This is a genomic window from Lentzea sp. NPDC005914, from assembly GCF_040629405.1.
GTDB lineage: Bacteria > Actinomycetota > Actinomycetes > Mycobacteriales > Pseudonocardiaceae > Lentzea.
Genome location: NZ_JBEXVQ010000024.1, coordinates 80,940 through 106,525, shown reverse-complemented (window position 1 = coordinate 106,525; position 25,586 = coordinate 80,940). Strand labels below are relative to the sequence as shown.

The 25,586-nt window shown below is 69.2% G+C and carries 26 protein-coding genes; 9 read left to right on the top strand and 17 right to left on the bottom strand.

Annotation, left to right across the window (positions count from 1 at the left end; genetic code table 11):
* Positions 1-7: 7 nt before the first annotated feature.
* The 3 genes from panC to ABZ345_RS30165 form a co-directional block, all read right to left on the bottom strand.
* Entirely contained in the window at positions 8-898 is an 891-nt protein-coding gene (gene panC, locus ABZ345_RS30175) for a pantoate--beta-alanine ligase (protein ID WP_359855941.1), read from the bottom strand.
* Position 899: 1 nt separating this feature from the next.
* Complete coding sequence (locus ABZ345_RS30170) at positions 900-1,790, bottom strand: DUF2520 domain-containing protein (protein ID WP_359855938.1); 891 nt, start codon at positions 1,788-1,790, stop codon at positions 900-902.
* A 102-nt stretch (positions 1,791-1,892) separates the two neighbouring features.
* Positions 1,893-3,038: a PrsW family intramembrane metalloprotease gene (locus ABZ345_RS30165; protein ID WP_359855936.1), complete on the bottom strand. Its 1,146-nt coding sequence runs from the start codon at positions 3,036-3,038 to the stop codon at positions 1,893-1,895.
* A gap of 30 nt (positions 3,039-3,068) precedes the next feature.
* On the opposite strand from ABZ345_RS30165, the gene ABZ345_RS30160 reads away from it, so the two are divergent.
* The 3 genes from ABZ345_RS30160 to ABZ345_RS30150 all read left to right on the top strand — a co-directional run bounded on the left by ABZ345_RS30160 (position 3,069) and on the right by ABZ345_RS30150 (position 5,612).
* Positions 3,069-3,983: an SAM-dependent methyltransferase gene (locus ABZ345_RS30160; RefSeq protein ID WP_359855933.1), complete on the top strand. Its 915-nt coding sequence runs from the start codon at positions 3,069-3,071 to the stop codon at positions 3,981-3,983.
* 17 nt (positions 3,984-4,000) lie between these two features.
* The gene (locus ABZ345_RS30155) at positions 4,001-4,423 is read left to right on the top strand and encodes a DUF1203 domain-containing protein (protein WP_359855930.1); all 423 of its coding nucleotides are present in this window, start codon (positions 4,001-4,003) and stop codon (positions 4,421-4,423) included.
* Between the two features lie 103 nt (positions 4,424-4,526).
* A complete protein-coding gene (locus tag ABZ345_RS30150; RefSeq protein ID WP_359855927.1) occupies positions 4,527-5,612 on the top strand; it encodes an NADH-quinone oxidoreductase subunit D in 1,086 nt (361 codons plus the stop codon).
* Between the two features lie 454 nt (positions 5,613-6,066).
* On the opposite strand, the gene ABZ345_RS30145 is transcribed toward ABZ345_RS30150, so the two are convergent.
* From ABZ345_RS30145 to ftsH, 7 genes are read right to left on the bottom strand one after another with little or no spacing between them, the layout of a single operon-like run.
* On the bottom strand, positions 6,067-7,608 hold the full coding sequence (locus ABZ345_RS30145; RefSeq protein WP_359855925.1) for a DUF6779 domain-containing protein: 1,542 nt from the start codon (positions 7,606-7,608) through the stop codon (positions 6,067-6,069).
* Positions 7,609-7,658: 50 nt separating this feature from the next.
* A complete protein-coding gene (locus tag ABZ345_RS30140; RefSeq protein WP_359855922.1) occupies positions 7,659-8,111 on the bottom strand; it encodes a DUF3180 domain-containing protein in 453 nt (150 codons plus the stop codon).
* Complete coding sequence (folK, locus tag ABZ345_RS30135) at positions 8,108-8,605, bottom strand: 2-amino-4-hydroxy-6-hydroxymethyldihydropteridine diphosphokinase (protein WP_359855920.1); 498 nt, start codon at positions 8,603-8,605, stop codon at positions 8,108-8,110. Before folK ends, ABZ345_RS30140 begins: the two co-directional genes overlap by 4 nt.
* Complete coding sequence (gene folB, locus ABZ345_RS30130) at positions 8,602-8,991, bottom strand: dihydroneopterin aldolase (RefSeq protein WP_359855917.1); 390 nt, start codon at positions 8,989-8,991, stop codon at positions 8,602-8,604. Before folB ends, folK begins: the two co-directional genes overlap by 4 nt.
* Positions 8,984-9,769, bottom strand: a complete 786-nt coding sequence (folP, locus tag ABZ345_RS30125; protein WP_359856051.1) for a dihydropteroate synthase — start codon at positions 9,767-9,769, stop codon at positions 8,984-8,986. Before folP ends, folB begins: the two co-directional genes overlap by 8 nt.
* A gap of 32 nt (positions 9,770-9,801) precedes the next feature.
* The gene (gene folE / locus ABZ345_RS30120) at positions 9,802-10,449 is read right to left on the bottom strand and encodes a GTP cyclohydrolase I FolE (RefSeq protein ID WP_359855914.1); all 648 of its coding nucleotides are present in this window, start codon (positions 10,447-10,449) and stop codon (positions 9,802-9,804) included.
* Positions 10,446-12,632 (bottom strand): ATP-dependent zinc metalloprotease FtsH, encoded by a 2,187-nt coding sequence (ftsH, locus tag ABZ345_RS30115; protein WP_359855911.1) that lies wholly within the window; start codon positions 12,630-12,632, stop codon positions 10,446-10,448. Before ftsH ends, folE begins: the two co-directional genes overlap by 4 nt.
* A gap of 326 nt (positions 12,633-12,958) precedes the next feature.
* Here ftsH and ABZ345_RS30110 point away from each other — a divergent pair, with 326 nt between their 5' ends.
* Positions 12,959-14,656 carry a substrate-binding domain-containing protein gene (locus ABZ345_RS30110; protein ID WP_359855908.1) on the top strand — a complete coding sequence of 566 codons (1,698 nt, stop codon included), beginning with the start codon at positions 12,959-12,961 and terminating at the stop codon, positions 14,654-14,656.
* A gap of 59 nt (positions 14,657-14,715) precedes the next feature.
* Here the strand turns inward: ABZ345_RS30110 and hpt are convergent, their stop codons facing one another.
* The 4 genes from hpt to dacB are packed head-to-tail and all read right to left on the bottom strand — an operon-like array spanning position 14,716 to position 18,975.
* Positions 14,716-15,264, bottom strand: a complete 549-nt coding sequence (gene hpt, locus ABZ345_RS30105) for a hypoxanthine phosphoribosyltransferase (RefSeq protein ID WP_030472607.1) — start codon at positions 15,262-15,264, stop codon at positions 14,716-14,718.
* Between the two features lie 17 nt (positions 15,265-15,281).
* A complete protein-coding gene (gene tilS, locus ABZ345_RS30100) occupies positions 15,282-16,193 on the bottom strand; it encodes a tRNA lysidine(34) synthetase TilS (RefSeq protein WP_359855906.1) in 912 nt (303 codons plus the stop codon).
* Positions 16,190-17,233, bottom strand: coding sequence for a zinc-dependent metalloprotease (locus ABZ345_RS30095; protein ID WP_359855904.1), 1,044 nt, complete (start codon positions 17,231-17,233; stop codon positions 16,190-16,192). Before ABZ345_RS30095 ends, tilS begins: the two co-directional genes overlap by 4 nt.
* A gap of 29 nt (positions 17,234-17,262) precedes the next feature.
* Positions 17,263-18,975 carry a D-alanyl-D-alanine carboxypeptidase/D-alanyl-D-alanine-endopeptidase gene (gene dacB / locus ABZ345_RS30090; protein ID WP_359855901.1) on the bottom strand — a complete coding sequence of 571 codons (1,713 nt, stop codon included), beginning with the start codon at positions 18,973-18,975 and terminating at the stop codon, positions 17,263-17,265.
* 465 nt (positions 18,976-19,440) lie between these two features.
* Here dacB and ABZ345_RS30085 point away from each other — a divergent pair, with 465 nt between their 5' ends.
* Positions 19,441-19,947, top strand: coding sequence for an inorganic diphosphatase (locus ABZ345_RS30085; protein ID WP_355556591.1), 507 nt, complete (start codon positions 19,441-19,443; stop codon positions 19,945-19,947).
* 60 nt (positions 19,948-20,007) lie between these two features.
* Here the strand turns inward: ABZ345_RS30085 and ABZ345_RS30080 are convergent, their stop codons facing one another.
* Together ABZ345_RS30080 and ABZ345_RS30075 are read right to left on the bottom strand one after the other, a co-directional pair.
* On the bottom strand, positions 20,008-21,648 hold the full coding sequence (locus ABZ345_RS30080) for an MDR family MFS transporter (RefSeq protein WP_359855898.1): 1,641 nt from the start codon (positions 21,646-21,648) through the stop codon (positions 20,008-20,010).
* Positions 21,649-21,650: 2 nt separating this feature from the next.
* Positions 21,651-22,166 carry a MarR family transcriptional regulator gene (locus ABZ345_RS30075; RefSeq protein WP_359855895.1) on the bottom strand — a complete coding sequence of 172 codons (516 nt, stop codon included), beginning with the start codon at positions 22,164-22,166 and terminating at the stop codon, positions 21,651-21,653.
* Positions 22,167-22,340: 174 nt separating this feature from the next.
* On the opposite strand from ABZ345_RS30075, the gene ABZ345_RS30070 reads away from it, so the two are divergent.
* The 4 genes from ABZ345_RS30070 to ABZ345_RS30055 all read left to right on the top strand — a co-directional run bounded on the left by ABZ345_RS30070 (position 22,341) and on the right by ABZ345_RS30055 (position 25,325).
* The gene (locus ABZ345_RS30070; RefSeq protein ID WP_359855892.1) at positions 22,341-22,793 is read left to right on the top strand and encodes a DUF4442 domain-containing protein; all 453 of its coding nucleotides are present in this window, start codon (positions 22,341-22,343) and stop codon (positions 22,791-22,793) included.
* Positions 22,794-22,911: 118 nt separating this feature from the next.
* On the top strand, positions 22,912-23,610 hold the full coding sequence (locus ABZ345_RS30065) for an excalibur calcium-binding domain-containing protein (RefSeq protein ID WP_359855889.1): 699 nt from the start codon (positions 22,912-22,914) through the stop codon (positions 23,608-23,610).
* A 9-nt stretch (positions 23,611-23,619) separates the two neighbouring features.
* Positions 23,620-24,351, top strand: a complete 732-nt coding sequence (locus tag ABZ345_RS30060; RefSeq protein ID WP_359855886.1) for an alpha/beta fold hydrolase — start codon at positions 23,620-23,622, stop codon at positions 24,349-24,351.
* Positions 24,348-25,325 carry a TIGR03617 family F420-dependent LLM class oxidoreductase gene (locus ABZ345_RS30055; RefSeq protein ID WP_359855883.1) on the top strand — a complete coding sequence of 326 codons (978 nt, stop codon included), beginning with the start codon at positions 24,348-24,350 and terminating at the stop codon, positions 25,323-25,325. The genes ABZ345_RS30060 and ABZ345_RS30055 overlap by 4 nt, the downstream gene beginning before the upstream one ends.
* On the opposite strand, the gene ABZ345_RS30050 is transcribed toward ABZ345_RS30055, so the two are convergent.
* Positions 25,307-25,480, bottom strand: a complete 174-nt coding sequence (locus ABZ345_RS30050; protein ID WP_359855881.1) for a hypothetical protein — start codon at positions 25,478-25,480, stop codon at positions 25,307-25,309. The two genes, ABZ345_RS30055 and ABZ345_RS30050, sit on opposite strands and share 19 nt — an antisense overlap.
* Positions 25,481-25,586 lie beyond the last annotated feature (106 nt).

Sequence of the window (25,586 nt, the reverse complement as noted above, 5' to 3'; positions counted from 1 at the left end):
CATCCCCCTACTCGTCGCCTTCGCCGAGCAACACCGCGATGTTGTCGATCAGGCGGGTGGAACCGACGCGGGCCGCGATGAGCAGGCGCGCGTCGCCGTTCTCCGGCGCGGCACCGAGGTCGGTACCGCGCAGCTCCAGGTAGTCCAGCTCGATCTCGGGCGTCTGCGCCAGCACGTCGTGCGCTGCCTTGAGCACCGCGTCAGCGCCCTGCGAGGAGACGTGGGCGCCGGCGGTCAGCGCGGCCGACAGCGTGACGGCCTGGTGTCGCTGCTCCGGGCTCAGGTAGGCGTTGCGCGACGACAGTGCCAGCCCGTCGTGCTCGCGGACGGTCGGCACGCCGACGACGTCGAGCGGGAAGTTGAGGTCCCGCGCCATCTTGTGGATCAGCTGCAGCTGTTGGTAGTCCTTCTGCCCGAACACCGCGTACGCGGGCTGCACGATGTTGAACAGCTTCGACACGACCGTGAGCACGCCGCCGAAGTGGCCGGGGCGCGAGGCGCCCTCCAGCTCGTCGCCCAGCGGACCGGGGTGCACGGTGACCTGAGCGCCCGCGGGGTACATGTCCTCGACGGACGGCGCGAAGACGATGCCGGCGCGCTCCTCGCGGCAGATGTCCACATCGGACTCGAACTGCCGCGGGTACTTCGCGAGGTCCTCGTTCGGCCCGAACTGCAGCGGGTTCACGAAGATCGACACCACGATCACCGTGTTCTGCATGACCTGGGCTTCGCGGATCAGCTGGCGGTGGCCCGCGTGCAGCGCGCCCATCGTGGGCACCAGCGCGACGTTGCGGCCGGCGTTGCGCAGCGCCCTGATGACCCGGTTGAGCCGGACGGGGTCGCGGTGCACCGTGACGTCGTCCGGGCGGTAGTCGTCCTTGGTGAGTGGCTTGGTCACGTCAGTCCTCGAGAGTGGTGCGAACGTCGTTGGCCGCGTCGGGCTTGAGCAGCCCTGAGTGCTCGGCCCGTTCGGCGGTGCGGCGGGCGAGCACGCGGTAGCTGGGCAGGATCTCCGGTGCCTGCTCGGCGAGCACGCCGAGGTGCTTGCGCAAGGTACCCGTGTCGCCGCGGGCGACCGGACCGGTGAGGGCCCGGTCACCGTGGCGCAGCGCGTTGTCGAGCGCCGCGGACAGCAACGGGCCGAGCAGTCGTTCGGCGTTGGGGATGTTCGCGCCGGTCAGCAGGTCGGCGGCGTCGCGGACGAGCGTGATCAGGTGGTTCGCGCCGTGGGCGAGTGCCGCGTGGTAGAGCGGGCGGACGGCCTCGGGCACCCTGATCGGCTCCGCCTCCATCTCGACGACCAGTGCCTCGCCGACGCTCCACGCCACCTCGTCGCCGTCCGCCGCCGTCACGCCGACGCACGCGGCGCGCATCCGCTGCAGGTCTTCCTCGCGGCCGGTGAAGGTCATGACGGGGTGCAACGCGAGCGTGAGCGCACCGAGCGCGGCCGCGGGTTCGAGAACCTTGACGCCCTGGGCACCGCTGGTGTGCACGATGATCTGGCCCGCGCGCAGCGACTCGGTGGCGATGAGGCCCTTCACGAGACCAGGGAGCTCGTCGTCCGGCACGGCCAACAGCACGAGGTCTGCTCGTTGGGCGACTTCTGTCGGGTCCTCGATCGGGACACCGGGCAGCAGCTCTTCCGCGCGGTTGCGGGAGGCCTGGGAGACGGCTGTCGCGCCGACCACCACGTGGCCCGTCCTGGCCAGCGCGGCGCCCAGCACCGAACCGACGCGGCCTGCCGAGATGACACCGACGGCGAGCCTGGCCGGACGTGGGGTCGCGTCCATGCGACTAACTCCTTCTGACGTTCCAGTCCCGGTTCGGGTACCAGACGACGCCGCCGAGGGTAATCCCGCCGATCCTTGCCTGAGGCCGGTCGGTGACGGGACTCACCGGCGTGCGGCCGCCCTGGCGGCGTGCAGCGTGTCGAGCAGTACCCCGTGACGATGTTCGGCGCTCTGACCCGCCGTTCCCTGTTCGATGCGGTGTCGCAGGAAGGCCAGCTCGGTGACCGCGACCTGGTAGCTCCGCACGGCCTTGACCGCCGTGTCACCGGACTTGCGCTTGACCGCTCGCAGCCAGTTCTTGCGGCCGTTGAGGCTGGCCAGCAGGGCCACCTCGCTGTTGGCGATCCACCGGTTCTGCGCCATCGCGGCCAGCTGCCCGGCCACTATCCGCTGCTCCCGGCGCCGCTGCCAGACCACGATCGCGACGGCTCCCGCGAACACCGGCACCATGATCAGGAAGTACAGGTTGATGAACTCCGCGCCGGTGCCGACCGTCGTGGAGAAGTTCCACAGCGAGTGCAGGCCCACCGCGGTGAGGTAGCCACCGATCGGGGCGATGATCCTGGTCGTGGTGTTGCTGGAGCTGGCCGCGATGCCGACGCCGATGCCGGTCATGGACGTGAACAGCGGATGCGCGAACGGCGACAGCACCCCGCGCAGGATGAACAGCGCGATCACACCGCCGCCCATGCCACCGATCCCGTCGGCCACGAAGACCCGGCCGAAGTACCAGATGTTCTCGGTGAACGCGAAGCCCGCGGCCGTGATGCCCGCGTAGACCATGCCGTCCACGACGCCGTCGAACTCGTGCCGGCGCCGCAGGAACACGGCCAGCAGGAACGCCGCCTTGGTCGCCTCCTCGACGATCGGAGCGCCGACCACCGCGGTGAACGTCGTGCCGTCGTCGGTGAGCAGGCTGCCGAGCACCCGGCTCGTCTGGTTGAACGCGAGCGAGCTGATCGTCGCCCCGCACGCGCCCCACACGAACGCGAAGAGCAGCATCTTCGCCGGTTCCGGCTCCCAGCGGTCGATCCACAGGAACGCGCTCACCACGAACGCGACCGGGATGAGCGCGGCGGCGGCACCGACCAGCAGGGGCTTGATGCCGATGGCCGACGTACCCAGCGCGAACAGCACGAGTCCCGCGGCGGCGAGGGCGATCAGCGCCACCACGGGGAAGAGCACGGTCCAACGGCGCTGCTCGATGCGCCTCTTGGTCGGCATCGGCGAGAGATCGGCGTCGTTCACGGGAAATGACCTTAGATGCACACTTGACCGATGTTCGACTGGGAAGCCGCTTGGTATGCCGCGTTGTACGGGCCGGACGGCTTCTTCGCGCGCGGGGAGAAGCCGTCTTCGCACTTCCGGACCTCGCCGTTGGTTGGTCCTGAGCTGGCTTCCGCTTTGGTGGAGTTGTTGTCGCGGGTGGATGCCGCGCTCGGATTTCCCCCGGTCGTGGACTTCGTGGACGTCGGTGCCGGTGGTGGAGAGCTGGCTTTCGCGGTTCGGTCGCTGGCTTCCGGGTCGCTGGCAGCCCGGTTGCGGGTCACGGCCGTCGAGCTCGGGCCTCCTGTTTCGCTGCCTGGGGTTCGGTGGGTTTCGTCCGTGCCCTCGTGCGTTGGGCTGCTGGTCGGGCACGAGTGGCTCGACTCGATCCCCTGTCCGGTGGTGACCGGGCCTTCGTCCGATCCGTGGATCGCCCGGTGGTGGCCTTCTCTTGCTGCCGGCTCACAGGCCGAAGTGGGGGCTCCCCGGGACGCGGCCTGGACTGCTGCGGTTGCTTCGGTTCGCGGGGCGGCGTTGGCGATCGACTACGGGCATCTGGTGTCGTCGCGGCGGTTCACGCTGACCGGGTATCGGGACGGGCGTCAGGTCGCGCCGGTGTTCGACGGGTCTTGTGACATCACCGCGCACGTTGCCTTGGATGCTTGTGCCGCGGCTGCCGGTGGGGACTGGGTGCTGGTGTCGCAACGGGATGCTCTCGCTGCGCTCGGGCTGGTCGGCTCGGTTTCCGGGTCCGGGTGGGAGTGGCTTTCGTCGGCTTCTCGCGCCGGACGGATTGCTGAGCTGCGTGACCCGCGCGGGCTGGGGGCGTTCGGCTGGCTGCTGCACGGGTGTGGTGTCGCTGTGTCGGACCTGCTGCCCTCGCTGCCGCCCTGGCGTCCGATTCCCGCCAGCTTTTCGGCTTCCTGACGACGATCGTTCTCTTCATGCGAATCCACACCGTCTCGCCGTCCGCCGCTCTCTCCGACCCCGGACGCGAGTACCGCGCCTCCGAGCCTGACGTGCCGCTGCGGTGCTGCCTGCGGAAGTCGCTGGCCGACGAGCCGGTCTGGCTGTTCCGCTACTCGCCCCCGTTCGGCAAGGGTCCGTACTCGGAGGTCGGCCCGATCTTCACGCACGTCGACTGCCCGGCCGCGCCTTCGTTGGATCGTCTCCCTGTAGAATTGTTGAACAATCCCCGGATCCTGCGTTCCTACAACGCAGCCGGCCAGATCAACGACGGCGAGCTGGTGGAGCCAGGATCGTTCGATCGTGCAATCGAAGGATTGTTCAACAATCCCGAGATCGAGTCGCTCCAGATCCGCAGCCTGTCCCACGGGTGCTTCTACTTCGCGATCACCAGGGCCTGAGCCCGGACCGCCTCGGTCTTCTCCAGGCCGTCGGGACCGCAGACCGGTCACGCGGAAGACGTCGCTGCGCGTCGGTCCCGTTCGCGCGTGAAACCATGCTCGGGTGAGCGAGCAGATCACCGTTGGCGTGGGCGCGGGCGCGCAGTACCTGGGCGTGGACCGCGTGATCGACCTGGGCCCCCTGCACCCGTCGGCCCACGGCGCCTACCGCCTGCGCCTGACCGTCACACCGGACCTGATGATCACCGCCGCCGAACCGCTGGTGGGCCACCTGCACCGCGGCGCCGAGAAGCTGTTCGAGGTCCGCGACTACCGCCAGGTCCTGACGCTGGCCAACCGCCACGACTGGTTGGCCGCCTTCTGCAACGAACTGGCCGTGGCCCTGGCCGTGGAACGCATGACGGGCATGGACGTCCCGGCCCGCGCCCAATGGCTGCGCGCCCTGCTGTGCGAGCTCAACCGCCTGATGGCACACATGGTCTTCCTGACCCCGTTGTCCCCCAACGCCGCCGTGTACCGCGAGGGCGTGCAGTCCCTGATGGAAGAGGCCTCGGGCGGCCGCATCCACTTCATGTTCAACAGGATCGGCGGCCTGCGCGAGGACGTCCCGGCCGGCTGGACGTCCAGGGCCGCCGCTTTCCTGTCCACTGTGGACGTGGACTCGCTGCCGGTTTCCTTTGCCGCCTTGGAAGGGCTCGGCGTCCTGCCTCGCGCCGATGCGCTGGCGTACGGCGTGACCGGCCCGATCGGACGCGCCAGCGGGGTCGACTTCGACCTGCGGCGTGACGATCCGTTGCCCGCCTACAAGTCCTTGCCCTTCACGCCCGTCGTGCGAACCGAGGGCGACGCCGCCGCGCGCGTGCATTGCCTTCTGGACGAGGCTCGGCTGTCTGTCACGTTGGCGTTGTCCTGCCTGGAACAGCTGCCGTCGGGTCCGGTGAACGTGCGGCTGCCCAAGGCGATCAAGGCGCCCGAGGGGTCGGTCTACACGCGCGTCGAGGCGCCGCTCGGCACGTCGGGCGTGCACCTGTCATCGCGCGGCGAGAAGACCCCGTGGCGCCTCAAGCTCCGCACGCCGTCGTTCAACAACGTGCAGGCGCTGTCCGCGTTGCTACCGGGCACGAAGGTCGACGACCTGCCGGCCGTGCTGAGCTCGTTCGCGGTGATCGTCGGCGACATCGACAAGTAACTGCGCGGAGGGGCGCAGGGCAATGCGCTCACAGACTTCCCGGCAGCGTCAGCGAAACCGACAAACACTTACTCGACGCGCCAACGCCGACGACCCGGCGCATGCCATCACCGAGCGACGCCAGCAACTCGCTTAGGGGCTTCTCGGCAGGCGTCTGTGAGATCGACGAACACTTACTCGACGCGCCGGCGCCAACGACGAGGCGCGCCGCCACCACCAGGCGACGCCAGCAGCTCACCCATGGACTTCCCGGCAGCGTCAGCGACACCAACCCGACGCGCCGCGACCACCGAGCCACGCCAGCAGTCCACTTACAGACTTCCTGCCAGCATCAGCGAAACCAGCAAACGCCTACTCGTCGCGACGAGACCGACCACAAGGCACGTCTCCATCACCTAGCCACGCCAGCAGCCCACTCACGGACCCCGGCAGCGCCAGCTAGATCGACGAACACTTACTCGTCGCGACGACGCCTGCGACGAGGCGCGTCGCCACCGCCGAGCGACGCCAGCAGTTCGCTCACGGACTTGCCGTCCGCGTGCGCACCCGACGGGTCCTCCGGCGCGGCCCGGCGTCCGGTCGACACCGCGGGCAGGCGCGTGGACGAGTCCTCGGCGACCCGGCGGCCGGCGACCGGCGGTTCGTCGGCGGCGGTGCGGCGGCCGGTCGGCACCACCGGCAGGCGCGCCGATGACTGTTCGGCGGCGCGGCGGCCCGAAGGCGGTAGCGATACCAGCGAGTCCTCTGGCGAGCGGCGAGTGCGGGGGGACTCCTCGCGCGGCGGCGGGTCGTCGGCTCGGCGGCGGCCGCCGGAAGGTGAGGGCGCGCCGCCGGAAGACGGCTTCAGGGTTTCCCACGAGCCGCTGTCCTGCTCGGGTTCGGGGCGGTCGTCGGCTCGGCGGCGGCCGCCGCCGGTGGCCTGGGCGCGTGAGTCGGCGAGCATCGAGGGGTTGATCATCTCGGTGCGCTCGGCCACGCGGGAGCGTGGGGGCTCGGGCTTGCGGGTCTCGACGGCCTTGGCCACGGCGGCGGGTGCCTTGGGCGGCTCGGCCGGGCGTGACAGTGCCTCGGTGCGGTTCTGCTGCGGGCGCTGCACGCGTTCGGTTCGGTGGACCTGGGCCTGCACGGGCGGCGGCGCTACGGGCGGGGTCTTCATCGTCGGCGGCTGCGCTACCTGGGGCGGGGCGCCCAGGCGGGCTGCGACGCCGGCGGCGGCCGGGCGTTGCTGCGGGCGGACCGGTTCCTGCTTCACGGCCTTCACCGGCTCGCGGCGCACCACGGCCGGCTGCGGGCGGGGCGAGGTGCGGGTCGGTTCGGGGCGGGTGGGCTCCGGGCGGGCCGGCTCGCGACGCGGCGGCTGCACCTTGGCGTCGTGGGCCACGCGCTCGATCAGCTCGGTGCGCTCGGACGGCTTTTCCACCGGCACCTTGGCCGAGATCGAGGTCGAGGCGGTGATCGCGGGCTTGGCGTTGATGATGCGGTTCTCCGGCAGTCCGGCCAGGCGGGCGGCGTCGGAGGCCAGGGAGCGCAGGCGGGTCGACTCGGCGCGCAGGGCCACGCGTTCGACGAGGACGTCACCGCCGAGCAACGCCTGGAGGTTGTCGCGCAGGGCGTGCAGATCGGCGCGCAGGGCCTCGATGTCCGCGCGCGACTCCTCCTCGATGCGCTTGCGGGTCTCGGACTCGATCTCCAGCTCGTACTCGCGGCGGGCCGCGACCTCGCGCTCCAGCTCGAGCTCGTAGACGGACTGGAGGTCGGCCACCTCGTCGTCGCGCTCAGTGACCTGCTTGCGGTACTTGGCTGCGAGGAAGGCACCCACCAGGGCCGCCCACAACGCGGCCACCACGGCCAGGCGCAGCATGCGGGCGCTGTCGCTCGCCACGAGCACCGCCGCGGCCACGAGGGCGAGCGCCAATGCCGCTACTAACAGCAAACGCCCGGTGCCACGACCGTGATCTTCCTGCTCGTCGTCGGCCGACGCGCCTCGCCCGGTCATGCGCACGAGGGTACCGCGTAGTTATGGGACTGAGACCTACGGCCGGGTATCTAATCCTTCCCGGGAGTCTCCGTCGGCGTCTTGCAGCAGTGTTCCAACCACAGCGCGGCAGCCGTCAGCCCCGCGGCCGAAACCATGCCGGTGATGGCCGCGAACAGGTCGTTTCCGGCCGCGGCGAACTCGTCGCGCACCGGGATGGTGTAGATCAGCAACCCGGTCCAGGCACCGAACATCAACGCGCCCAGAACCGAGGAGGCCTTCGCCAGCGCGACGGCACGGGCCGCGGTCAGCGGCTGTACCGGCCGAGCGCCGGGCCGGTGCTGGATCCGGGCCCGCAGCGAGAACGCGAGCACCAGCTCCGCGACCGCGATGGCGAGCAACGTCGAACCGGCCGCGCGCGGCAACGGTGGCAGCGAGTCGTACGCGAAACGCAGCAGCAGGTGAGTCAGCAGTCCGGCGATGATCGCGATCGTCGCCAGGTCGCGAGGACGGGTGAACTTCACGAGTCCATCCAACCCGAACTCAGCACCAGGTCGTCGCGCCGCCGCACGCCTTCGGACGAGAACCGCAGCGCGGAAACCGGTCCGTGGCCCGGCAACACCGCGCCGGGCTCCACGTCGAGCCACGGAATGAGGACCGTTGCGCGCTCAAACGCCCCAGGATGCGGCAGAAGCAGCTCCGGGTGGTCCGAGGTCACCCCGTCCACCGAAACCACGTCCACGTCCAACGTGCGCGGTCCCCAGCGCTTCTCCCGCACGCGCCCGGCGGCGTTCTCCAGCTCCTTACCGCGACGCAGCCAGCCCCACTCGTCGATCCCCTCAGCGGAGACGATCACCACGGCGTTGAGGAAGTCGGGCTGGTCCTCCACGCCCCACGCCGCCGTCTCGTACACCGGCGAAACCGCCACCACGTGCGGAGCAAGCCCGTCCACGACGGACTGCAGGAACGCGAACCGGTCCCCCAGGTTCGACCCGATCGAGAGAACCGCGCGAGTCACCGGGATTCCTTGGGCGGAGCCGCCAGCCGGCGCGAGCGGCGGATCGTCACCGACACGTCGTCGAACGTCAGCGGGATCGGCGCGGACGGCTTGTGGACGGTCACCTCGGCCGCGTGCAGCCGTGTGTCGGCCATCGCGGCGTCGGCGATGCGGCCGGCCACCGTCTCGATGAGGTCGCACGGTTCGCCGCCGACGATCGCCGCGGCCATCTCCGCGAGCTCGCCGTAGTGGTAGGTCTGCGAAAGATCGTCCGTGCGCGACGCGGACGAGAGATCCAGCCAGAGCGTGATGTCCACGACGAACTCCTGGCCATCACGCTTCTCGTGCTCGAAAACGCCGTGGTTGCCGCGCATCCGCAGGCCCGTCAACGCGATCCGGTCAGCCATGTCCCCGCCTCCACGCACCGGCGACGGCGACCGCGTCCAAGGTCCGGTCGACGTCGTGCACCCGCACACCCCACGCTCCGTTGAACGCTGCCAAAGCGGACACCGCCGCGGTCGCGTCTTCCCTGCCGTCCGGTGGACGGTCGCCGAGCAACGTGCCGAGGAAGCGTTTGCGCGACGCCCCCACCAGCACCGGGAAACCCAGCTCGACCAGTTCGTCCAGGCGCTGCAGCAACTCCCAGTTGTGGTCGCCCAGCTTCGCGAAGCCCAGTCCGGGGTCGAGCACGATCGACGACTCCGCGACGCCCGCCGCCACGGCCGCTTCGACGCGCTGCAGCAGCTCGTCGCGCACATCCGAAACGACGTCGTCGTACTGTGCCAACGAATCCATCTCCGTGCTGTGCCCGCGCCAGTGCATCAGCACGTACGGCACACCGGCCGCGGCGACGACCCGGATCATCTCGGGATCCGCCAGACCGCCGGACACGTCGTTCACGATCGACGCGCCCGCCTCCAGCGCGGCCGACGCCACGGCGGCGTGCATGGTGTCGACGCTGACCGGCACGCCCTCGGCGACCAGCGAGCGGATCACCGGCACGACGCGCGAGATCTCTTCCAGAGCCTCGACCCGCTCGGCACCGGGCCTGGTGGACTCGCCACCGACGTCGACGAGGTCGGCGCCGCGCTTGTGCATCTCGACGCCGTGCGCCACCGCGTCGTCCCGGTTCAGGTACCGGCCACCGTCGGAGAACGAGTCGGGCGTCACGTTGAGCACGCCCATCACGACACACCGGCCGGGCTTCGGCACACCCTTCACCGCAGCCGGCCTCGGATCAGCTCGATGGCCTCCGCCCGCGTCGAGGCCGACGTGCGCAGCAGCCCGCGCACCGCGGAGGTCGTCGTGCGGGAACCGGGCTTGCGCACACCGCGCATGCCCATGCACAGGTGCTCGGCCTCCATCACGACGATCACGCCGCGCGGTTCGAGCCTGCGCACCAGCGCGTCCGCGACCTGCGACGTGAGCCGTTCCTGCACCTGCGGCCGTTTCGAGTAGAGGTCGACGAGCCGGGCGAGCTTCGACAGTCCCGTCACCCGGCCGGCCTCGTTCGGGATGTACCCGACGTGCGCGACACCGTGGAACGGCAGCAGGTGGTGCTCGCAGAAGCTGAACATCGGGATGTCGGTGACGAGGACGAGCTCCTCGTGGCTCTCGTCGAACGTCTTCGCGAGCACGCTGTCCGGGTCGGTGTAGAGGCCCGCGAACAACTCACGGTAAGCCCGCGCCACCCGAGCGGGTGTCTCGCGCAGGCCCTCTCGCTCCGGATCCTCACCGCACGCGATCAGCAGCTCGCGCACCGCCGCCTCCGCACGTGCCTGGTCGAAGACCCGTCGCGCGGAGACGCCGGCCTCCCCGTTGCGGGTGAGACCGGCGTCTGCGCCGAGCTGATGTTGCTCTGTCACTGCCGCTCGTCCTGGTCGGACTGCGGCTTCTTCGGCTCCCAGACGTTGTGCGGCTTGCCGCCGGGCACGGTCGCCGGGGTCCATCCGGGCGGGGCACCGTAGTTCGGCGGACCCGCCTGGTTGTTCGGCTGACCCGGCTGGTGCACGCCGTTCGACCCGTTCGGCGAAGGCAGCTCCTCGGTCGGCGCCGCAGCAGCGGGCTCCTCCTGCCGCAGCTCCTCCTCGAGGGTGTCCTCGACGACGGGCGGCCACGGCTCGCCGCGCTCCTTGGCGAGCTCGCCAGGGGTCTTGATCGGCGGGATGTCGGACGGCGTGCGGTCACCGAAGTCGTTGAACTGGGTGATGCGCGGCCGCTTCTCGACGCGGGCGAAGATCCGCTCCAGTTCCTTCTGGTGCAGGGTCTCCTTCTCGATGAGCTCGAGCGTGAGGTCGTCGAGGACGTCGCGGTAGGTGACCAGCACCTCGTACGCCTCGGTGTGCGCGGCCTCGATGAGCTTGCGCACCTCCTCGTCGATCTCGTGCGCGACCTCGAGCGAGTAGTCCGCCTGACGGCCCGCCGAGCGGCCGAGGAACGGCTCGCCCTGCTCCTGCCCGTACTTGACCGCGCCGAGCTTCGCGCTCATGCCGTACTCGGTGACCATCGCGCGGGCGATCTTGGTCGCCTGCTCGATGTCGTTGGACGCGCCGGTCGTGGGCTCGTGGAAGACGAGCTCCTCGGCGGAACGGCCACCCAGTGCGAACACCAGTCGCGCGATCATCTCGGACCTGGTCATCAGGTCCTTGTCCTCTTCCGGCACCGAGAGGGTGTGGCCACCCGTGCGGCCGCGGGCGAGGATCGTGACCTTGTAGACCGGGTCGATGTCCGGCATCGCCCACGCGGCCAGGGCGTGCCCTGCCTCGTGGTACGCGGTGATCTTCTTCTCCTTCTCGGAGATGATCCGGCTCTTGCGGGCCGGACCGCCGATCACGCGGTCCACCGACTCCTCGAGCTGCGCGGCGCCGATGACGTGGCCGTTCTGACGCGCGGTGAGCAGCGCGGCCTCGTTGATGACGTTCGCGAGGTCGGCGCCGGAGAACCCGACGGTGCGCTTCGCGAGGCCGTCGAGGTCGGCGTCCGCGGCCAGCGGCTTGCCCTTCGAGTGCACCCGGAGGATCTGCTTGCGGCCCTTCAGGTCCGGTGGGGACACCGGGATCTGACGGTCGAAGCGGCCGGGACGCAGCAGCGCGGGGTCGAGGATGTCGGGACGGTTCGTCGCCGCGATCAGGATGATCCCGCCGCGCGAGTCGAAGCCGTCCATCTCGACGAGCAGCTGGTTCAGCGTCTGCTCGCGCTCGTCGTGACCGCCGCCGAGACCGGCGCCGCGGTGACGACCGACCGCGTCGATCTCGTCGACGAAGATGATGCACGGCGCGTTCTGCTTGGCCTGTTCGAACAGGTCGCGGACACGCGAGGCACCGACACCGACGAACATCTCGACGAAGTCCGAACCGGAGATCGAGTAGAACGGCACGCCCGCCTCACCGGCGACGGCCCTGGCGAGCAGCGTCTTACCGGTTCCCGGCGGGCCGTAGAGCAGCACGCCCTTCGGGATCTTCGCGCCGAGCGCCTGGTAGCGGCCGGGGTTCTGGAGGAAGTCCTTGATCTCCTCGAGCTCCTCGACGGCCTCCTCGGCACCGGCGACGTCGGCGAACGTCGTCTTGGGCATGTCCTTGGAAAGCTGTTTGGCCTTGGACTTGCCGAAGTTCAGAACGCGGTTACCACCGCCCTGAGCGTTGTTCATCATCCACATCAGCAGCAGCAACAGCAGGCCGAGCGGCACGAGGTAGATCAAGATCTGCATCAGGATGGACTCCTGGCTGACCTTGGTCTCCACGGTCGGCTTGTTGCCGGCCTGGTCGAGGACGTTGAAGATCTCGTCCGTCGAGCTGGCGGGGAACTGCGTGATGAGGCGGTTGCTGCCCTCGAAGGTGGTGCCGTCGGTGAGGGTGAGCCGGAGCCGCTGCTCCTTGTCCTCGATCGTGGCTTCCTTGACCTTGCCGTCCCGCACCTGTTGGAGCGCTTGGGACGTCTTGACCGGGTGGTAGCCCCGTGAGTCGTCGAAGAGCACGGTGAAGACGAAGTAGAGCAGCAACACCGCAGCGATCCACAGCAGCGGGTTGCGAAGCAGGCGCTTGCGGTCCATGCACTTACGGCCGGCGGGCGGCCTCGACCCTCCCTGACTTGCGCGTCGGGCAGTGGAAGACCCACATACCGCGTCCGACCAGCCTACCGCTCGCTGGTCAGGTACTGAGCACCCAACGGTCAGGTGCGCCCCGAGGTTCCCGCGGGTGACTCCCACCACGCATGTTCACGCAGTTTGGTTCATCCGGAACAAATACGGCCGTCCAGACGAGTGACGCAGGTCACGCCGTCTCACTACGTTTGGGGGTCTATGTCATCCTCATGCATCCCCCGAGTGTTCCCCCGCCACTCGAAAGAGTGAACACATGACCGAAGGTCAGTAACTGTATGTCAGCACGTCACACGTCCCCCGGTCTGTTCCGGCGGGTGGCCCTTCCCGTGGGCGCTCTGCTCGGAGTGGTAGCGGCGGCAGGCGTAACGGTCGTGGCACTCCGTGTCACCAGCGGCGCCGACTGTTCCGGTGCACTGCCGTTGAAGGTCGCCGTCACCCCCGCCGCGTTAGATGTGGTGAACGCGGCAGCGCAGGACTACCAGCGGTCCCAACCGGTGGTGAACGGCCGGTGCGTCCAGGTCCAGGTCGAGTCGCGCAACGCGGCCGACGTGGCCAACGAACTGCCGACCGCGCAGATCAACCCCCACTCCCTCTGGATCCCCGACTCCTCGATGTGGGCGGCCGAGGCCCAGCGCCAGGCGGCCGAGACAGGCCCGGAGGCCCCGAAGCTGGACATCAAGCCCTCGCTGGCGTCCAGCCCGCTGGTCATGGCCGGCTCCGAGGCGGCGATGGGCAAGATCGGCTTCCCGGTCTCCCCCGTCTCCTGGTCCAAGGTCGTCGACCCGCGGGTCCAGATCTCGATGAGCGATCCGACGATGACCTCCGAGGGTCTCGCCGCGCTGTTCGTGATCCGAACTCTGCTCGGCAACCCGGACGGAACGCCCAAGCCGGAGCTCGTCGGCACCCTGCTGCGGGTGGGCCGCAGCGCCGTGCCGTCGGTCCGCGACTCGTTCGGCAAGGTCACCACCGACGCGGCCAAGGCCCCGCTGTTCGCCGCGACCGAGCAGTCGGTCGTCGCCAACAACCGCGCGGTGAAGGACAACGCCGTCCTGGGCGCCCCGCCCAAGGAGGGCACGCTGTCCTTCGACTACCCGCTGGTCCGCGTCACGCGCCCGAACGAGACTGAGGGCATCGGCGAGGCCGCGTCGCAGTTCGAGAAGGTCCTGCGCTCCGCGGAGACCTCCAAGCGCTTCGGCGAGGCCGGCTTCCGCACCGTGCAGGGCGCCGCGCCGGCCAAGTGGTCGACCGACGTCGAGGGCGTGCAGACCGGCGACGTCAAGCTGATCGAGACCCCGAACGCCGACCAGGTGTCCGAGCTGCTGCGCACGTGGGGCGCCATCAGCCTCGACATGCGCATGCTGACCGTCATCGACGTCTCCGGCTCGATGATCGAGAAGAGCGGCAACGGCAAAACCCGGGTCGAGGCCGCCACCGAGGCGTCCATGACCGCGCTGAGCATGCTGCCGGACACCACGCAGATCGGCCTCTGGGCCTTCTCGACCGACAAGAAGCCGCCGAACGACTGGATCGAGCTCGTTCCGATCGGTCCGCTGGGCGAGCCTCTGGCCGGTGTCACGCGCCGCAAGCGCCTCGAAGCCGGTGCGTCGCAGCTGCCTGGACTCGTGGGCGGCGGCACGGCCCTGAACGACACGACTCTGGCGGCGTTCCGGCACGTGCTGTCCGGGTACGACGCGTCCAAGGTCAACTCCGTCGTGCTGATGACGGACGGCCGCAACGACGACGTCTCGTCGATCGACACCGGCGCGTTGATCGAGACCTTGAAGCGCGAGGCCGATCCCGCCAAGCCGGTGCCGATCATCATGGTCGGGCTCGGGGACGAGGTCGACATGGACGCTCTGCGTTCCATTTCCGCTGCTACCGGCGGTAAGGCGTACCAGGCGCGCAACCCGGAGGACATCCGCGGCGTGCTCCTGGACGCGGTCTCCCAGCGCCGCTGCCGCCCGAACTGCTGATCAAACGACGAAGGGCGCTTTCATCCGAGTCACACGGATGAAAGCGCCCTTCAACGTTTTCAGCTGGAGTAGACCTTCGGGTCCAGCGTGCCGATGTACGGCAGGTCGCGGTACCGCTCGGCGTAGTCGAGGCCGTACCCGACCACGAACTCGTTGGGAATGTCGAAGCCGACGTACTTGACCGGTACCTCGACCTTCACCGCGTCGGGCTTGCGCAGCAACGTGCACACCTCCAGCGACCGGGGCCGCCGCGACTGCAGGTTCTTCAGCAGCCACGACAGGGTCAGCCCCGAGTCGATGATGTCCTCGACGATCACCACGTTGCGGTCGGCGATGTCTCGGTCCAGGTCCTTCAGGATCCGCACCACGCCCGAGGAGGACGTGGAGGAGCCGTAGGACGAAACGGCCATGAACTCGAGCTGCACCGGAACGGGCAGCGCGCGTGCGAGGTCGGCCATGAACATCACCGCGCCCTTGAGGACGGTGATCAGCACGAGGTCGGAGTCACCTTCTGGGTGGTCATCCGCGACCTGCTTGGCGAGTTCGGTGACCTTGTCGCTGATCTCCTGCTCGGTGATGAGCACGGATGCGATGTCGCCGTCGTACACGGACAGGTCCCCTCTGCTTAAGACTGTGGTTCCACAACGAGCCTGCCATGCGCGCGCCGCACGACAAAGCCGCCAGGTAGCCAGACACCGCCCTGACCGCGCCATTCACTCACCAGTGCGTCAACACGTCGCAGGTGCGAATCGGACAGTTCCGGCACGTCGGAGTCGATGAGCCACGATCTGAGCACTCTGCGTCGAAGTGCGGCGGGCAACTCGGCGATGTCGTCCACGGCGCAGCAGTCGCCGCTGAACGCCGAAGCCAGCGAGTCGAGTGCGTCACAGTCCTCGCGCAGCTGGGCGGCCGTGCGGGCCAACGACGACGCGACGCCGCCCTGCAGCACTTCTTCCAGCAACGGCAACACCTCGGAACGCAAGCGCACGCGCGTGAACGACGGGTCCACGTTGTGCGGGTCGTCCCACACCTCGATGCCCTGCTCTGCGCAAAAAGCACGGGTGGCCGCCCGGGACACGCCCAGCAGCGGACGTCCCCACGGCGGGTCCCACGAACGCATGCCCGCGATCGAACGCGGGCCTGACCCGCGGCCCAGGCCCAGCAGCACGGTCTCGGCCTGGTCGTCGAGGGTGTGGCCGAGCAGCACGACTCCGGAAGCGGGCCTCAGAGCGGCATAGCGAGCCTTGCGGGCCGCCGCCTCCGGTCCGCCGTCGCCGGAAACCTCAACGGCCTCCACGCGTGACACCAGCCCGAACTCCGCGCACTGCTGGGCCGCGCGCAGGGCCACCTCGGCAGAACCGGGCTGCAACTGGTGATCGACGACCACGGCCGACGCACCGGGCACGAACTGTCCGACGCAGTAGGCCAACGCCAGCGAGTCGGCGCCACCGGAGACCGCGACGGTCACCGCCTCCGGGCACACCTCGTCCAGGAACCGGCGGACCGCCGTGCGGATCTCGGCGACCGGTCCGTTCACGGTGCCACGCGGCGCAGCCAGCTCATCGGCTCGGTGATCTCGGCGCGGGTCGGCAGCGTCTCGGCGGAGGTCCAGATCGCGTTGAAGCCGTCCATGCCGACGCGTTCTACGACGTACTCGGTGAACGCCGCGCCCTCCTCGTACTGGCGCACCTTCGCGTCCACGCCGAGCGCCGTGCGCAGGATCCGGTCCAGCAGGCCGCCGCCCTTGCGCCGCGCGGTGAAGCGGCTGCGGATCGTCCCGACGGACGGCACGACCGAGGGTCCGACGGCGTCCATCACGTGGTCGGCGTGACCCTCGAGCAAAGTGGACAGTGCGATCAACCGGTCCAGCACGGCTTTCTGCTGCGGTGACTGGATGAGCTCGATCAGTCCGATCGGACCGTCGCCGGCGCGCAGCTTGTGCCGGAAGTCGCGGATGACCTCTGGCAGCGGCGCGCGGTCGTCGTCCATTGTGGAGAGAAGCGTGGTGACCTGGTCGGAGAAGTACTTCCGCAGCCACGGGACGCCGGTGAACTGCAGGCGGTGCGTGCACTCGTGCAGGCACACCCACATGCGGAAGTCGTCCGCGGGGACGTCCAGAGCCTGTTGCGCGCCAACGATGTTCGGCGCGACCAGCAGCAGGCGGCCAGCGAGCTGGTCGTTGGGGCTGAACGGGTCGTACTGGCCGAGCACCCGTGAGGACAGGAACGCCATCACGACGCCCGCCTGCACACCGGCCGTGCCCGCGAGGATGCTCGCCATCGCACCGGGCTGACGCTGCATCGCGGGCCCCGTCAACGCCGCGAGACCCTGCGCCGCGGCCCGCACCCACGCCGGACGGTCGACGACCTCACCGGGCAGCAGCGGCAGGCCCTGACCGAGACCCGTCAGCTCGCGAACGTGCACCTCGGCCTGAGGCGCGAACTCGCGAAGCCTGCCGACGACGTGGTCGGCCTCGTCCTTCCCGATCACCGGCCCTGGTCGCACGAGCCGCACGGCGGTCGAAACCGCCAGCTCCCAGTCCACCGGGCCGAGGTCTGCCTCCGTCGCGCCGTTCACACTTCCCGACGCTACCTGCGCACGCCCCGCTACGAACAGCCACAGCCCCGCAACGCAGCGGCCATCACGTCCAGCGCGGGCCGCACCTCGGTCTCCGGGTTGCGGTTGCTGGCCGACATGAACGCGAACACCAGCACCCGTCCGTCCACGTCGACGACCATGCCCGCCAGCGCGTTGACGCCGGTGAGCGTGCCGGTCTTGGCCCGCACCCAGCCCTTGCCGTCCGCCGAGTTCCCGGTGTAGCGCCCGGCGAGCGTGCCGCTGCCGCCCGCCACCGGCAACGCGGTCAGCAACGGCCGCAGCTTCGTCGTGCGCGGGTCGTCCAGCGTGGGCTTGGCCGCCGCCGTCAGCACGTCGGTGAGCAGCTTGGCCGGGATCTTGTTCGTGGCCGAGAGCCCGCTGCCGTCGACGAAGTTCGCCCCGGTCAGGTCGAACCCGTTCTTGGTCAGGACGTCCCGCACGGCCTTGACCCCGCCCGCGAACGACGGCTCGTTGCCCGACTTGATCGCGATCTCACGCGCGACGGACTCGGTGAGGACGTTGTCGGAGATCTGCATCATGTTGTCGACGAGCTGCTCGATCGGCGCCGACTTGATCTCGCCGAGCACCTGCGCGCCCTGCGGAGCCGCGCCCGCCGTGGCACCGGAAGCCCCGATGCGCTGCGCGAACGCGTCCGCGGCGGACTGGGCCGGGCTGCCGGTGCGCGCGGAGACGTCCTTCTTCGGGTCGAGCCGTCCGCCGTCGAGCATGAACGGCACGATTGGCGCCACCGAGCCACCCGCGATGTCGGCGGTCTCCCACTGCGGGCCCAGCGGCTCGCCCACGTACCGGCTGAGGTCGAACTGGACCTTGGTGACGGCACCCTTCTGCTTCACCTGGTTGACCAGATCGTCGAGCGTCGCGGCGCCGGGGTAGACGGAGCTGCCGGGCGTGCCGGAGATCGTCGGGTCGCCACCGCCGACGATCACCACGGTGCCGGGCTCGGCGCCCTGGACGACCTTGGTGGACAGCTGTTCCGCCCTGTCCAAGCTGAGCAACGCCGCCGCGGCCGTGAGGATCTTGAGGCTCGACGCCGGAGTGGACGGCGTGGTGTCGCCCTGCTGCCAGAGCACGGTGCCGCTGGACGGGTCCACGACCGTGCCGTTCAGGGTGCCGAGCGCGGAGTTGCCCGCCGGGCCGGTCAGCGCGGCTTTGACACCGGCCGGGCTCGGGGCCGGCGCACCTGCGGTGGCCGCCTTGACCAGCGGCTGGACGTTCGCGGGCGCGGCAGGGGGCTTGGTCACGATCGGGGCGGGGCCGCCGAACTCGTTGACCGCGTAGATGCTGGCACCGGCGAGGGCGGCCACGACGAACAGGCCCAGCACGACCACGAGGGACTTGCGGCCCTTCTTCGGCTCGTCGGTCTCGGCCAGCCGGTCTTCCGGTTCTTCCTCGTAGCCGGAGACGGGAAGGGTCTCGCGAACCGGTTCTTCCTGGCGTTTGGGCTGCTCGAAGCGCGGAGGCTCCTGACGGGTGGGCTCCTGGCGAGCGGGCTCCTGGCGAGCGGGCTCCTGGCGCGGCGGCTGCGGTCGCGGCTGCTGTTCGGGTCTGACCTGCTGGTTGAACCACGACGGATCCGACATCGGCAGCTGGTCGACCCGCGCCGTCTTGCCGGGCACCGACAGCTCCGTGGTCCGCTGCTCCGGCTTGGCCACCACGCGGGTCTGGTCGTTCTTCGGCTCGGCCCCCGGCGAGATCCGCATCGGCGCCGCCCGCGTTGGCTCGGAAGGTTGGCCACCGTCCGGCGCAACCTGCCCGTGAGACTTCCCACCCGAAGATCCACCGGACGATCCCGCGGCACCGGCCCTGGCCGCCAAAGGCACACCAGGACCACCGGATCGGGCACCAGCACCGTTCGGGACGGAACGAACCGGGGACGAGCGCGGGGGCTCCGGAGTAGACGGTGGCTTCAGCACCGCGGCGACGGGGAACCGCATCGTCGGCTGATCCAGCGACGGGCGGCTGACCTGCACGGTTTGCACCTCTGGCGCAGCATCCAGGTCCGCGTCGTCATCGTCGGTCGGCCACTGGGGCTCGTCCGGCAAGAGGGCCTCCGTCAGCTCGGTACGGGCAATCTCACACCCTCCAGCCGCCGCTCCGATGAGGGTTGACAGGGCGTCGTGGTCCACACTAGTGGCGTCACGAATGGGCTACATGAGCGAGGACCAGTGGAGTTCGACGTCCTGATCGAGATCCCCAAGGGCGTGCGCAACAAGTACGAGGTGGACCACAAGTCTGGTCGCATTCGCCTCGACCGCACGTTGTTCACGTCGACGCAGTACCCGGCCGACTACGGGTTCATCGAGAACACCCTGGGTGAGGATGGCGACCCCCTGGACGCCCTCGTCCTCGTCCAGGAGCCGACGTTCCCGGGCTGCCTGATCGCGGCCCGCGCCATCGGCATGTTCCGCATGACCGACGAGAAGGGTGGCGACGACAAGGTTCTGTGCGTCCCCGCCCACGACCCGCGGCACGAGCACCTGCGGGACATCCACCACCTGGCGGAGTTCGACCGCCTGGAGATCCAGCACTTCTTCGAGGTCTACAAGGACCTGGAGCCCGGCAAGAGCGTCGAGGGCGCGTCCTGGGTGGGACGCACCGAGGCCGAGGCCGAGATCGAGCGCTCCTACCAGCGCCTGAAGGACGCCGAGGCCAGGGGCGAGACGTTCCACTGAGCCCCTGGCACGCGCAAGGGCCGTCCCCCTCTCGGGAGACGGCCCTTTTTCGCACTCGGGTCAGACCGCGAGCGACTCCGCGTCCGCCACGCGCTCCAGACCGGACCTGGTCGACAGCGGCTTCTCGCGCAGGAACCACACGAGGACGAACGCCGCCACCATCACGATCCCGCCGGTCATGAAGACCGTGTCGATCGCACCGGAGAAGCCGTCGAGGAACGGCTTGGCCAGCACCGGGTCGAGGTGGTTGAGGAACTCGGTGTTGTTGATGTCCACACCGCTCCCGCCACCGCTCTGCAGCGCCTTCGCGAACTCCGGGTTGTGGCCCAGCGCGACCTTGAACGCCTCGGTCTGCATGGCGGCCTTGAGGCCTTCCGCGATCTTGTCGCCGACCGTGCTGAACAGGATCGACAGGAACACCGCGGTACCGACGGTGCCACCGATCTGGCGGAAGAACGTCGCCGAAGCGGTCGCCACACCCATGTCACGCGGCTCGGCGTCGTTCTGGATCGCCAGCAGCAGCGTCTGCATGCACTGGCCCAGACCGGCACCCATGATGAACATGTAGATCATGACCAGCCAGTTCGGCGTGTCCGTGCCGATGGTGCTGAACAGGAACAGCGCGATCGACATGAGCCCGGCGCCGATGATCGGGAAGATCTTGTAGCGCCCGGTCTTCGACGTGACCCGGCCCGCGGTCGCGGTGGCCGACATGATGCCGAACGTCATGGGCAGCAGCATCAGACCGGAGACCGTCGGGGAGACGCCCTTCACGATCTGCAGGTACAGCGGGATGGAGACCATGCCGCCGAACATGCCGATGCCGAGCACGAAGTTGATCGTGTTGCCCAGCGCGAACGTGTGGTTGCGGAACATCCGGATCGGCAGCAGCGCCTCGTCGCCCATGCGGCTCTCGACGAACACGAACGCCACCAGGCCGAGCACACCGACCACGTACATGGCGATCGACGTCGCCGACGCCCAGCCCCACTCGCGGCCCTGTTCGGCCACGATCAACAGCGGCACCAGGCCGACGGTCAGCGCGATGGCGCCACCGAAGTCGATGCGGTGGTCGACCTTCTGGTGCGGGATGTTCAGCACGCGGCCGACGACGAACAGCGCGAGCAGCGCGATCGGCACGTTGACGAGGAACACCCAGCGCCAGCCGGTGATGCCGGCGAACGAGGTGAGGCCCGCGAACACGCCGCCGATGACCGGCCCGAGCACGCTGGCCGAACCGAACACGGCCATGAAGTACGCCGAGTACTTGCTGCGCTCACGCGGCGAGATGATGTCCGCCATGATCGCGAACGCCAGCGACATCAGACCGCCGGCGCCGAGACCCTGCACCGCGCGGAACGCGGCCAGCTCGTACATCGACGTCGCGATGCCCGACAGCAGCGAGCCCGCGAGGAACAGCGTGATCGCCGCGAGGTACATCGGCTTGCGCCCGTAGATGTCGGACAGCTTGCCGTACAACGGGGTCGTGATGGTGGCGGTGATCAGGTAGGCGGTGGTCGCCCACGCCTGCAGCGTCTGTCCGTGCAGCTGGTCCGCGATGGTCTTCATCGCGCTGGCGACGATCATCTGGTCCAGCGCGGCGAGGAACATGCCCAGCAGAAGGCCGGACAGCACCGTCATGATCTGCCGGTGAGTCAGGGAGACACCTGGTGTCGGTGTCGCCTCGGTGGTTGATGACATCTCTACTTTTCCCCTCCTGCGCGGGTCCCCGTCCCGCGTTCGGTCATAAGCGCCGGAACTGTGCGCTCGTAGTCCTGGACGAAGCGTTCGAACAGCTCCGCGAAAATCTTGAAGTCCTCATCAGGCCAGCTGTCGAACATCCGCTCGATGGCCTCGTTGCGCTGCCGGCGCCGGTCGATGATCAGCTTGCGTCCCGCCTCTGTCACCGCGAGAACGCTGGCTCGTCCGTCGGCCGGATCAGCTCGCCTCTCCACGAGCCCGTCCTTGACCAGCCCGGCTACCTGCCTGCTGACCGTGGACGGGTCGGAGAGCACCGCCTCCGCAAGGTTGCTCGAACGGCACTCGCCCAAACCGGAGAGCGTCGCGAGCAGCACGAAGGCGGACTTGTCCATGCCCTGCTTGGCCATCTGATGGGCGACCTGGGCGTGCATCTTGTTCAGACGCACCATGGCCATGCCCACACGATCCGCGAGCTCGTGCTCGGGATCGGTGCTGAAGCACCTGCCCGGATCGACCATCTGACACCTCGTTGCTTGTAGCACCCAACTAGTTGCTCGCTACAAGCATCCATCTCGGTCCGCCAGAATGCAAGTGAGTTCCGAGTCTCACTCCACAGTGGAGCGGTACAAGCACGGCGAGTGGTGGTTACCGACGGGTAGCCGACAGGGTTACTCGCCGGTAGCATCCGTCTCATGAGCCAGGACGTGGCGTTCGTCGCCGACGCAATGAAGCAGGCAGTGCCGTACGTGAAGACCACCGGCATCGACTTCGAGGAGGTCTCGCCCGGCCGCGTCGTCGCGACGCTGCCGGACGACCCGACGCTGCACAACCACATCGGCGGGCCGCACGCCGCGATGATGTTCGGTCTCGGCGAGTCCGCGTCCGGCGCCGTCGTGATGGCCGCGTTCGCCGCGCACCTCGCCAAGGCCACGCCGCTCGCCGTCCGCGCGGACATCTCGTACAAGAAGATCGCGATGGGCGTTCTGCGCGCCGAGGCCGTTCTCGGGCGTCCCGTCGAGGACATTCTCGCCGAACTGGAGTCCGGTGCCCGCCCCGAATTCCCGGTGACTATCATGATCACCAACGCCGAGGGCGTGACCACCGGGGAGATGACCGTGGTCTGGACGTTGAAGCCCGCACGCTGAACTGGGCATCTCCGTATTTCATTTCGGACTACCCGTGAACCGATCCGGGTCAAATACGTAACCTTGGCGGCGCTCCCGCGAGGGGCCACTATTCGGGGTCATGTCGGGGTGGAGAATTGTGAGCGGGGTCGTTTTAGCCGCGCTCACCGCGGGTTGCACCGTGCAGGGTCATCAGTCGACGCCTGTCGCGGTGGAGAAGCCGGTCGAGGACACGCCGGTGACGACGTCCGCGTCGGTGGCGCCTGCCCAGCTGGGCATCACGGTGGCGTCGATCGTGGACGGCCGGTCCGTGATGCTGTCCGACGGCTCGAAAGCCGAGGTCACAGCCCTCGCCCAGCCGGGACCGTGCTGGGCTGACGCGGCGGCCAGCTTCGCCAAGGCCATGCTGCTCAACCAGCAGGTGCGCTACGACCGGACCACGGGCGCGCTCAGTCTCGCGGACGGCACCGACTACGCGTTGCTCGCGCTGGGCAACGGCGCGGGCCGCACCACGGGCACCCCCACGCCTGGACAGCGGGAAGCCGAAGGGGCCGCGCAGCGCGTTCCGATGGGCCTGTGGGGAACGCCGTGCGGCGGCAAGGACACCACCGAGACACCGACTCCCCCGCCTCCACCACCCGCGCCCGCACCGGCGCCCACGACGACGAAGCCGACCACACCTCCCAAGCCGAAGCCCGTGTTCTTCGCGACCTGCGACGACGCGCGCCGGGCCGGAGCGGCGCCGCTCTACTGGGGCCAGCCGGGGTATCGCGTCGAGCTCGACGACAACCGGAACGGAATCGCCTGCGAGTCCAGGTACAGCACCGGTTATCGCTAACCTCCGATCATGCGGCTGCACGTTCACCAGTGGGGTCGAGGTCCGCGCGTGGTGCTGGTGCACGGCGGTGTGCTGGGCGGCCGTGAGACGTGGCGAGCCCAGCGGCCGTTGACCGAACGGTGGACGCTGCTCGCCCCCGACCGGCCAGGTCACGGGCAGTCGCCACCCGCGCGGCAGGACTTCGAACCGGAGGCCGCGCTCATCGCCGGCCAGCTGCTGGACGAGCCGAGCCACCTCGTCGGGCTCTCCTACGGCGCGATCGTCTCGATGTACGCCGCTGCGCTGCGTCCGGACAACGTGCGGTCGCTGACCATCGTCGAGCCACCGTCCGCCGGTGTCGCGCGCGGAGTCCCGGTCGTCGACGCGTTCGGGGCGGCCACGCGTGGGTTGATCGAGTCCGGGCTGGACCCCGCGGAGGGGTTGCGGCGCTTCTTCCCCATCGCGGGCGTGCCGATCGAGGTCCCCGACCAGCCGCACGAGACGTTGCTCAAGGGCATGCGGCAGCTCTTGACGGCTCGTCCGCCGGACGAGGCGGAGCCGCCGCTGTCCGCGTTGCGCGAGGCCGGGTTCCCGATCCTGGTGGTGTCGGGCGGTCACAGCGAGGCGAACGAGATCATCTGCGACACGATCGCCCGCGAGACCGGTGGGCAACGGGCCGTGTGCCGCGGACGCGACCATCTGGTGCCGGAAGCTCCTGAGTTCAACGCGTTGCTGGAGAGTTTTCTAACCTCATCGGCATGAAGCTGGACAGGAGTGCCGTCGAGTACACCCCGGGCAACGTCGGGGCCATCGCGAAGCGGGCGGAGGACCGGGGCTACGACGGGTTCTGGCTCGCCGAGACCAAGCACGACCCGTTCCTCGCGTTGAGCGGAGCGGCCGCGGCGACCGAGCGGATCGAGCTCGGCACGGCGATCGCGGTGGCGTTCGCGCGCAACCCGATGACCGTCGCGACCACGGCGAACGACCTGCAACTGCTGTCGGAGGGCCGGTTCAACCTCGGCCTCGGCTCGCAGGTCGAAGCTCACATCACCAAGCGGTTCTCCATGCCGTGGAGCAAGCCGGCCGCGCGCATGCGCGAGTTCGTGCTGGCGATCAAGGCGATCTGGCACGCGTGGGAGACCGGCGAGCGGCTGGCGTTCCGCGGCGAGTTCTACCTGCACACGCTGATGACGCCGTTCTTCGATCCGGGCCCGAACCCGCACGGCACCCCGCCGATCTACCTCGCCGGCGTCGGCGAGCGGATGACCGAGGTGGCGGGCGAGGTCGCGGACGGCTTCCTGTGCCACAACTTCACGACCGAGCGGTACCTGCGCGAGGTGACGCTGCCTGCGCTGCGACGCGGCCGGGCCAAGGCGGGCAAGACGCTGGAGGGCTTCGAGATCAGCGGGCCGGTGTTCGCGGCGTCCACCGACGAGGAGATCGCCGACGTCAAGCGGCAGATCGCGTTCTACGGGTCGACGCCCGCGTACAAGCCCGTGCTGGACCTGCACGGCTGGGGTGAGCTGCACGAGCAGCTGCACCGGATGTCCCGGCGGCAGCAGTGGGCGGAGATGAGCGAGCTGATCAGCGACGACGTGCTGACCGAGTTCGCCGTCGTCGGGCCGGCCGACACCGTGACGGCGGCGCTGCTGGACCGCTACGGCGATGTCGTCACGCGGATCTCACCGTCCGCGAACGTGCTCCAGCAGGACCCGGCTCAGCGCCCGGAGAAGTGACTCAGGCCTTGCTGCGCCAGCTCGGCGTGGAAAGCGTCGAGCTCGGCGCGCACTCTGGCGACGCCCCTCTTGCGGATCCATCTGCGTCTGCCCACGTTGGCGGCGGTCAGAGCGAACGGTAAGGCCAGCACGGTCAGGACGAGCATCGTGATCATGTTGTCTCCTCAAGGGGCCGTGAACAAGCAACGACCAATCGAGACACCGCTTACGGTACCGGGTCCAAAGCCACCCAGGTGGAGCAAAGTCACCGACAGCAGGACA

Excerpts from the sequence above, each read along its gene's own strand:
- ABZ345_RS30170 (WP_359855938.1), bottom strand. The coding sequence starts at position 1,790 with ATGGACGCGACCCCACGTCCGGCCAGGCTCGCCGTCGGTGTCATCTCG.
- ABZ345_RS30070 (WP_359855892.1), top strand. The coding sequence starts at position 22,341 with ATGAGCCAGGACGTGGCGTTCGTCGCCGACGCAATGAAGCAGGCAGTG.
- ABZ345_RS30155 (WP_359855930.1), top strand. The coding sequence starts at position 4,001 with ATGCGAATCCACACCGTCTCGCCGTCCGCCGCTCTCTCCGACCCCGGA.
- ABZ345_RS30080 (WP_359855898.1), bottom strand. The coding sequence starts at position 21,648 with ATGTCATCAACCACCGAGGCGACACCGACACCAGGTGTCTCCCTGACT.
- ABZ345_RS30160 (WP_359855933.1), top strand. The coding sequence starts at position 3,069 with ATGTTCGACTGGGAAGCCGCTTGGTATGCCGCGTTGTACGGGCCGGAC.
- ABZ345_RS30110 (WP_359855908.1), top strand. The coding sequence starts at position 12,959 with ATGTCAGCACGTCACACGTCCCCCGGTCTGTTCCGGCGGGTGGCCCTT.
- ABZ345_RS30075 (WP_359855895.1), bottom strand. The coding sequence starts at position 22,166 with ATGGTCGATCCGGGCAGGTGCTTCAGCACCGATCCCGAGCACGAGCTC.
- folB (WP_359855917.1), bottom strand. The coding sequence starts at position 8,991 with ATGGCTGACCGGATCGCGTTGACGGGCCTGCGGATGCGCGGCAACCAC.
- ABZ345_RS30050 (WP_359855881.1), bottom strand. The coding sequence starts at position 25,480 with ATGATCACGATGCTCGTCCTGACCGTGCTGGCCTTACCGTTCGCTCTG.
- ABZ345_RS30060 (WP_359855886.1), top strand. The coding sequence starts at position 23,620 with ATGCGGCTGCACGTTCACCAGTGGGGTCGAGGTCCGCGCGTGGTGCTG.
- ABZ345_RS30145 (WP_359855925.1), bottom strand. The coding sequence starts at position 7,608 with ATGACCGGGCGAGGCGCGTCGGCCGACGACGAGCAGGAAGATCACGGT.
- dacB (WP_359855901.1), bottom strand. The coding sequence starts at position 18,975 with ATGCGGATCTCGCCGGGGGCCGAGCCGAAGAACGACCAGACCCGCGTG.
- ABZ345_RS30055 (WP_359855883.1), top strand. The coding sequence starts at position 24,348 with ATGAAGCTGGACAGGAGTGCCGTCGAGTACACCCCGGGCAACGTCGGG.
- folP (WP_359856051.1), bottom strand. The coding sequence starts at position 9,769 with ATGGGCGTGCTCAACGTGACGCCCGACTCGTTCTCCGACGGTGGCCGG.
- ftsH (WP_359855911.1), bottom strand. The coding sequence starts at position 12,632 with ATGGACCGCAAGCGCCTGCTTCGCAACCCGCTGCTGTGGATCGCTGCG.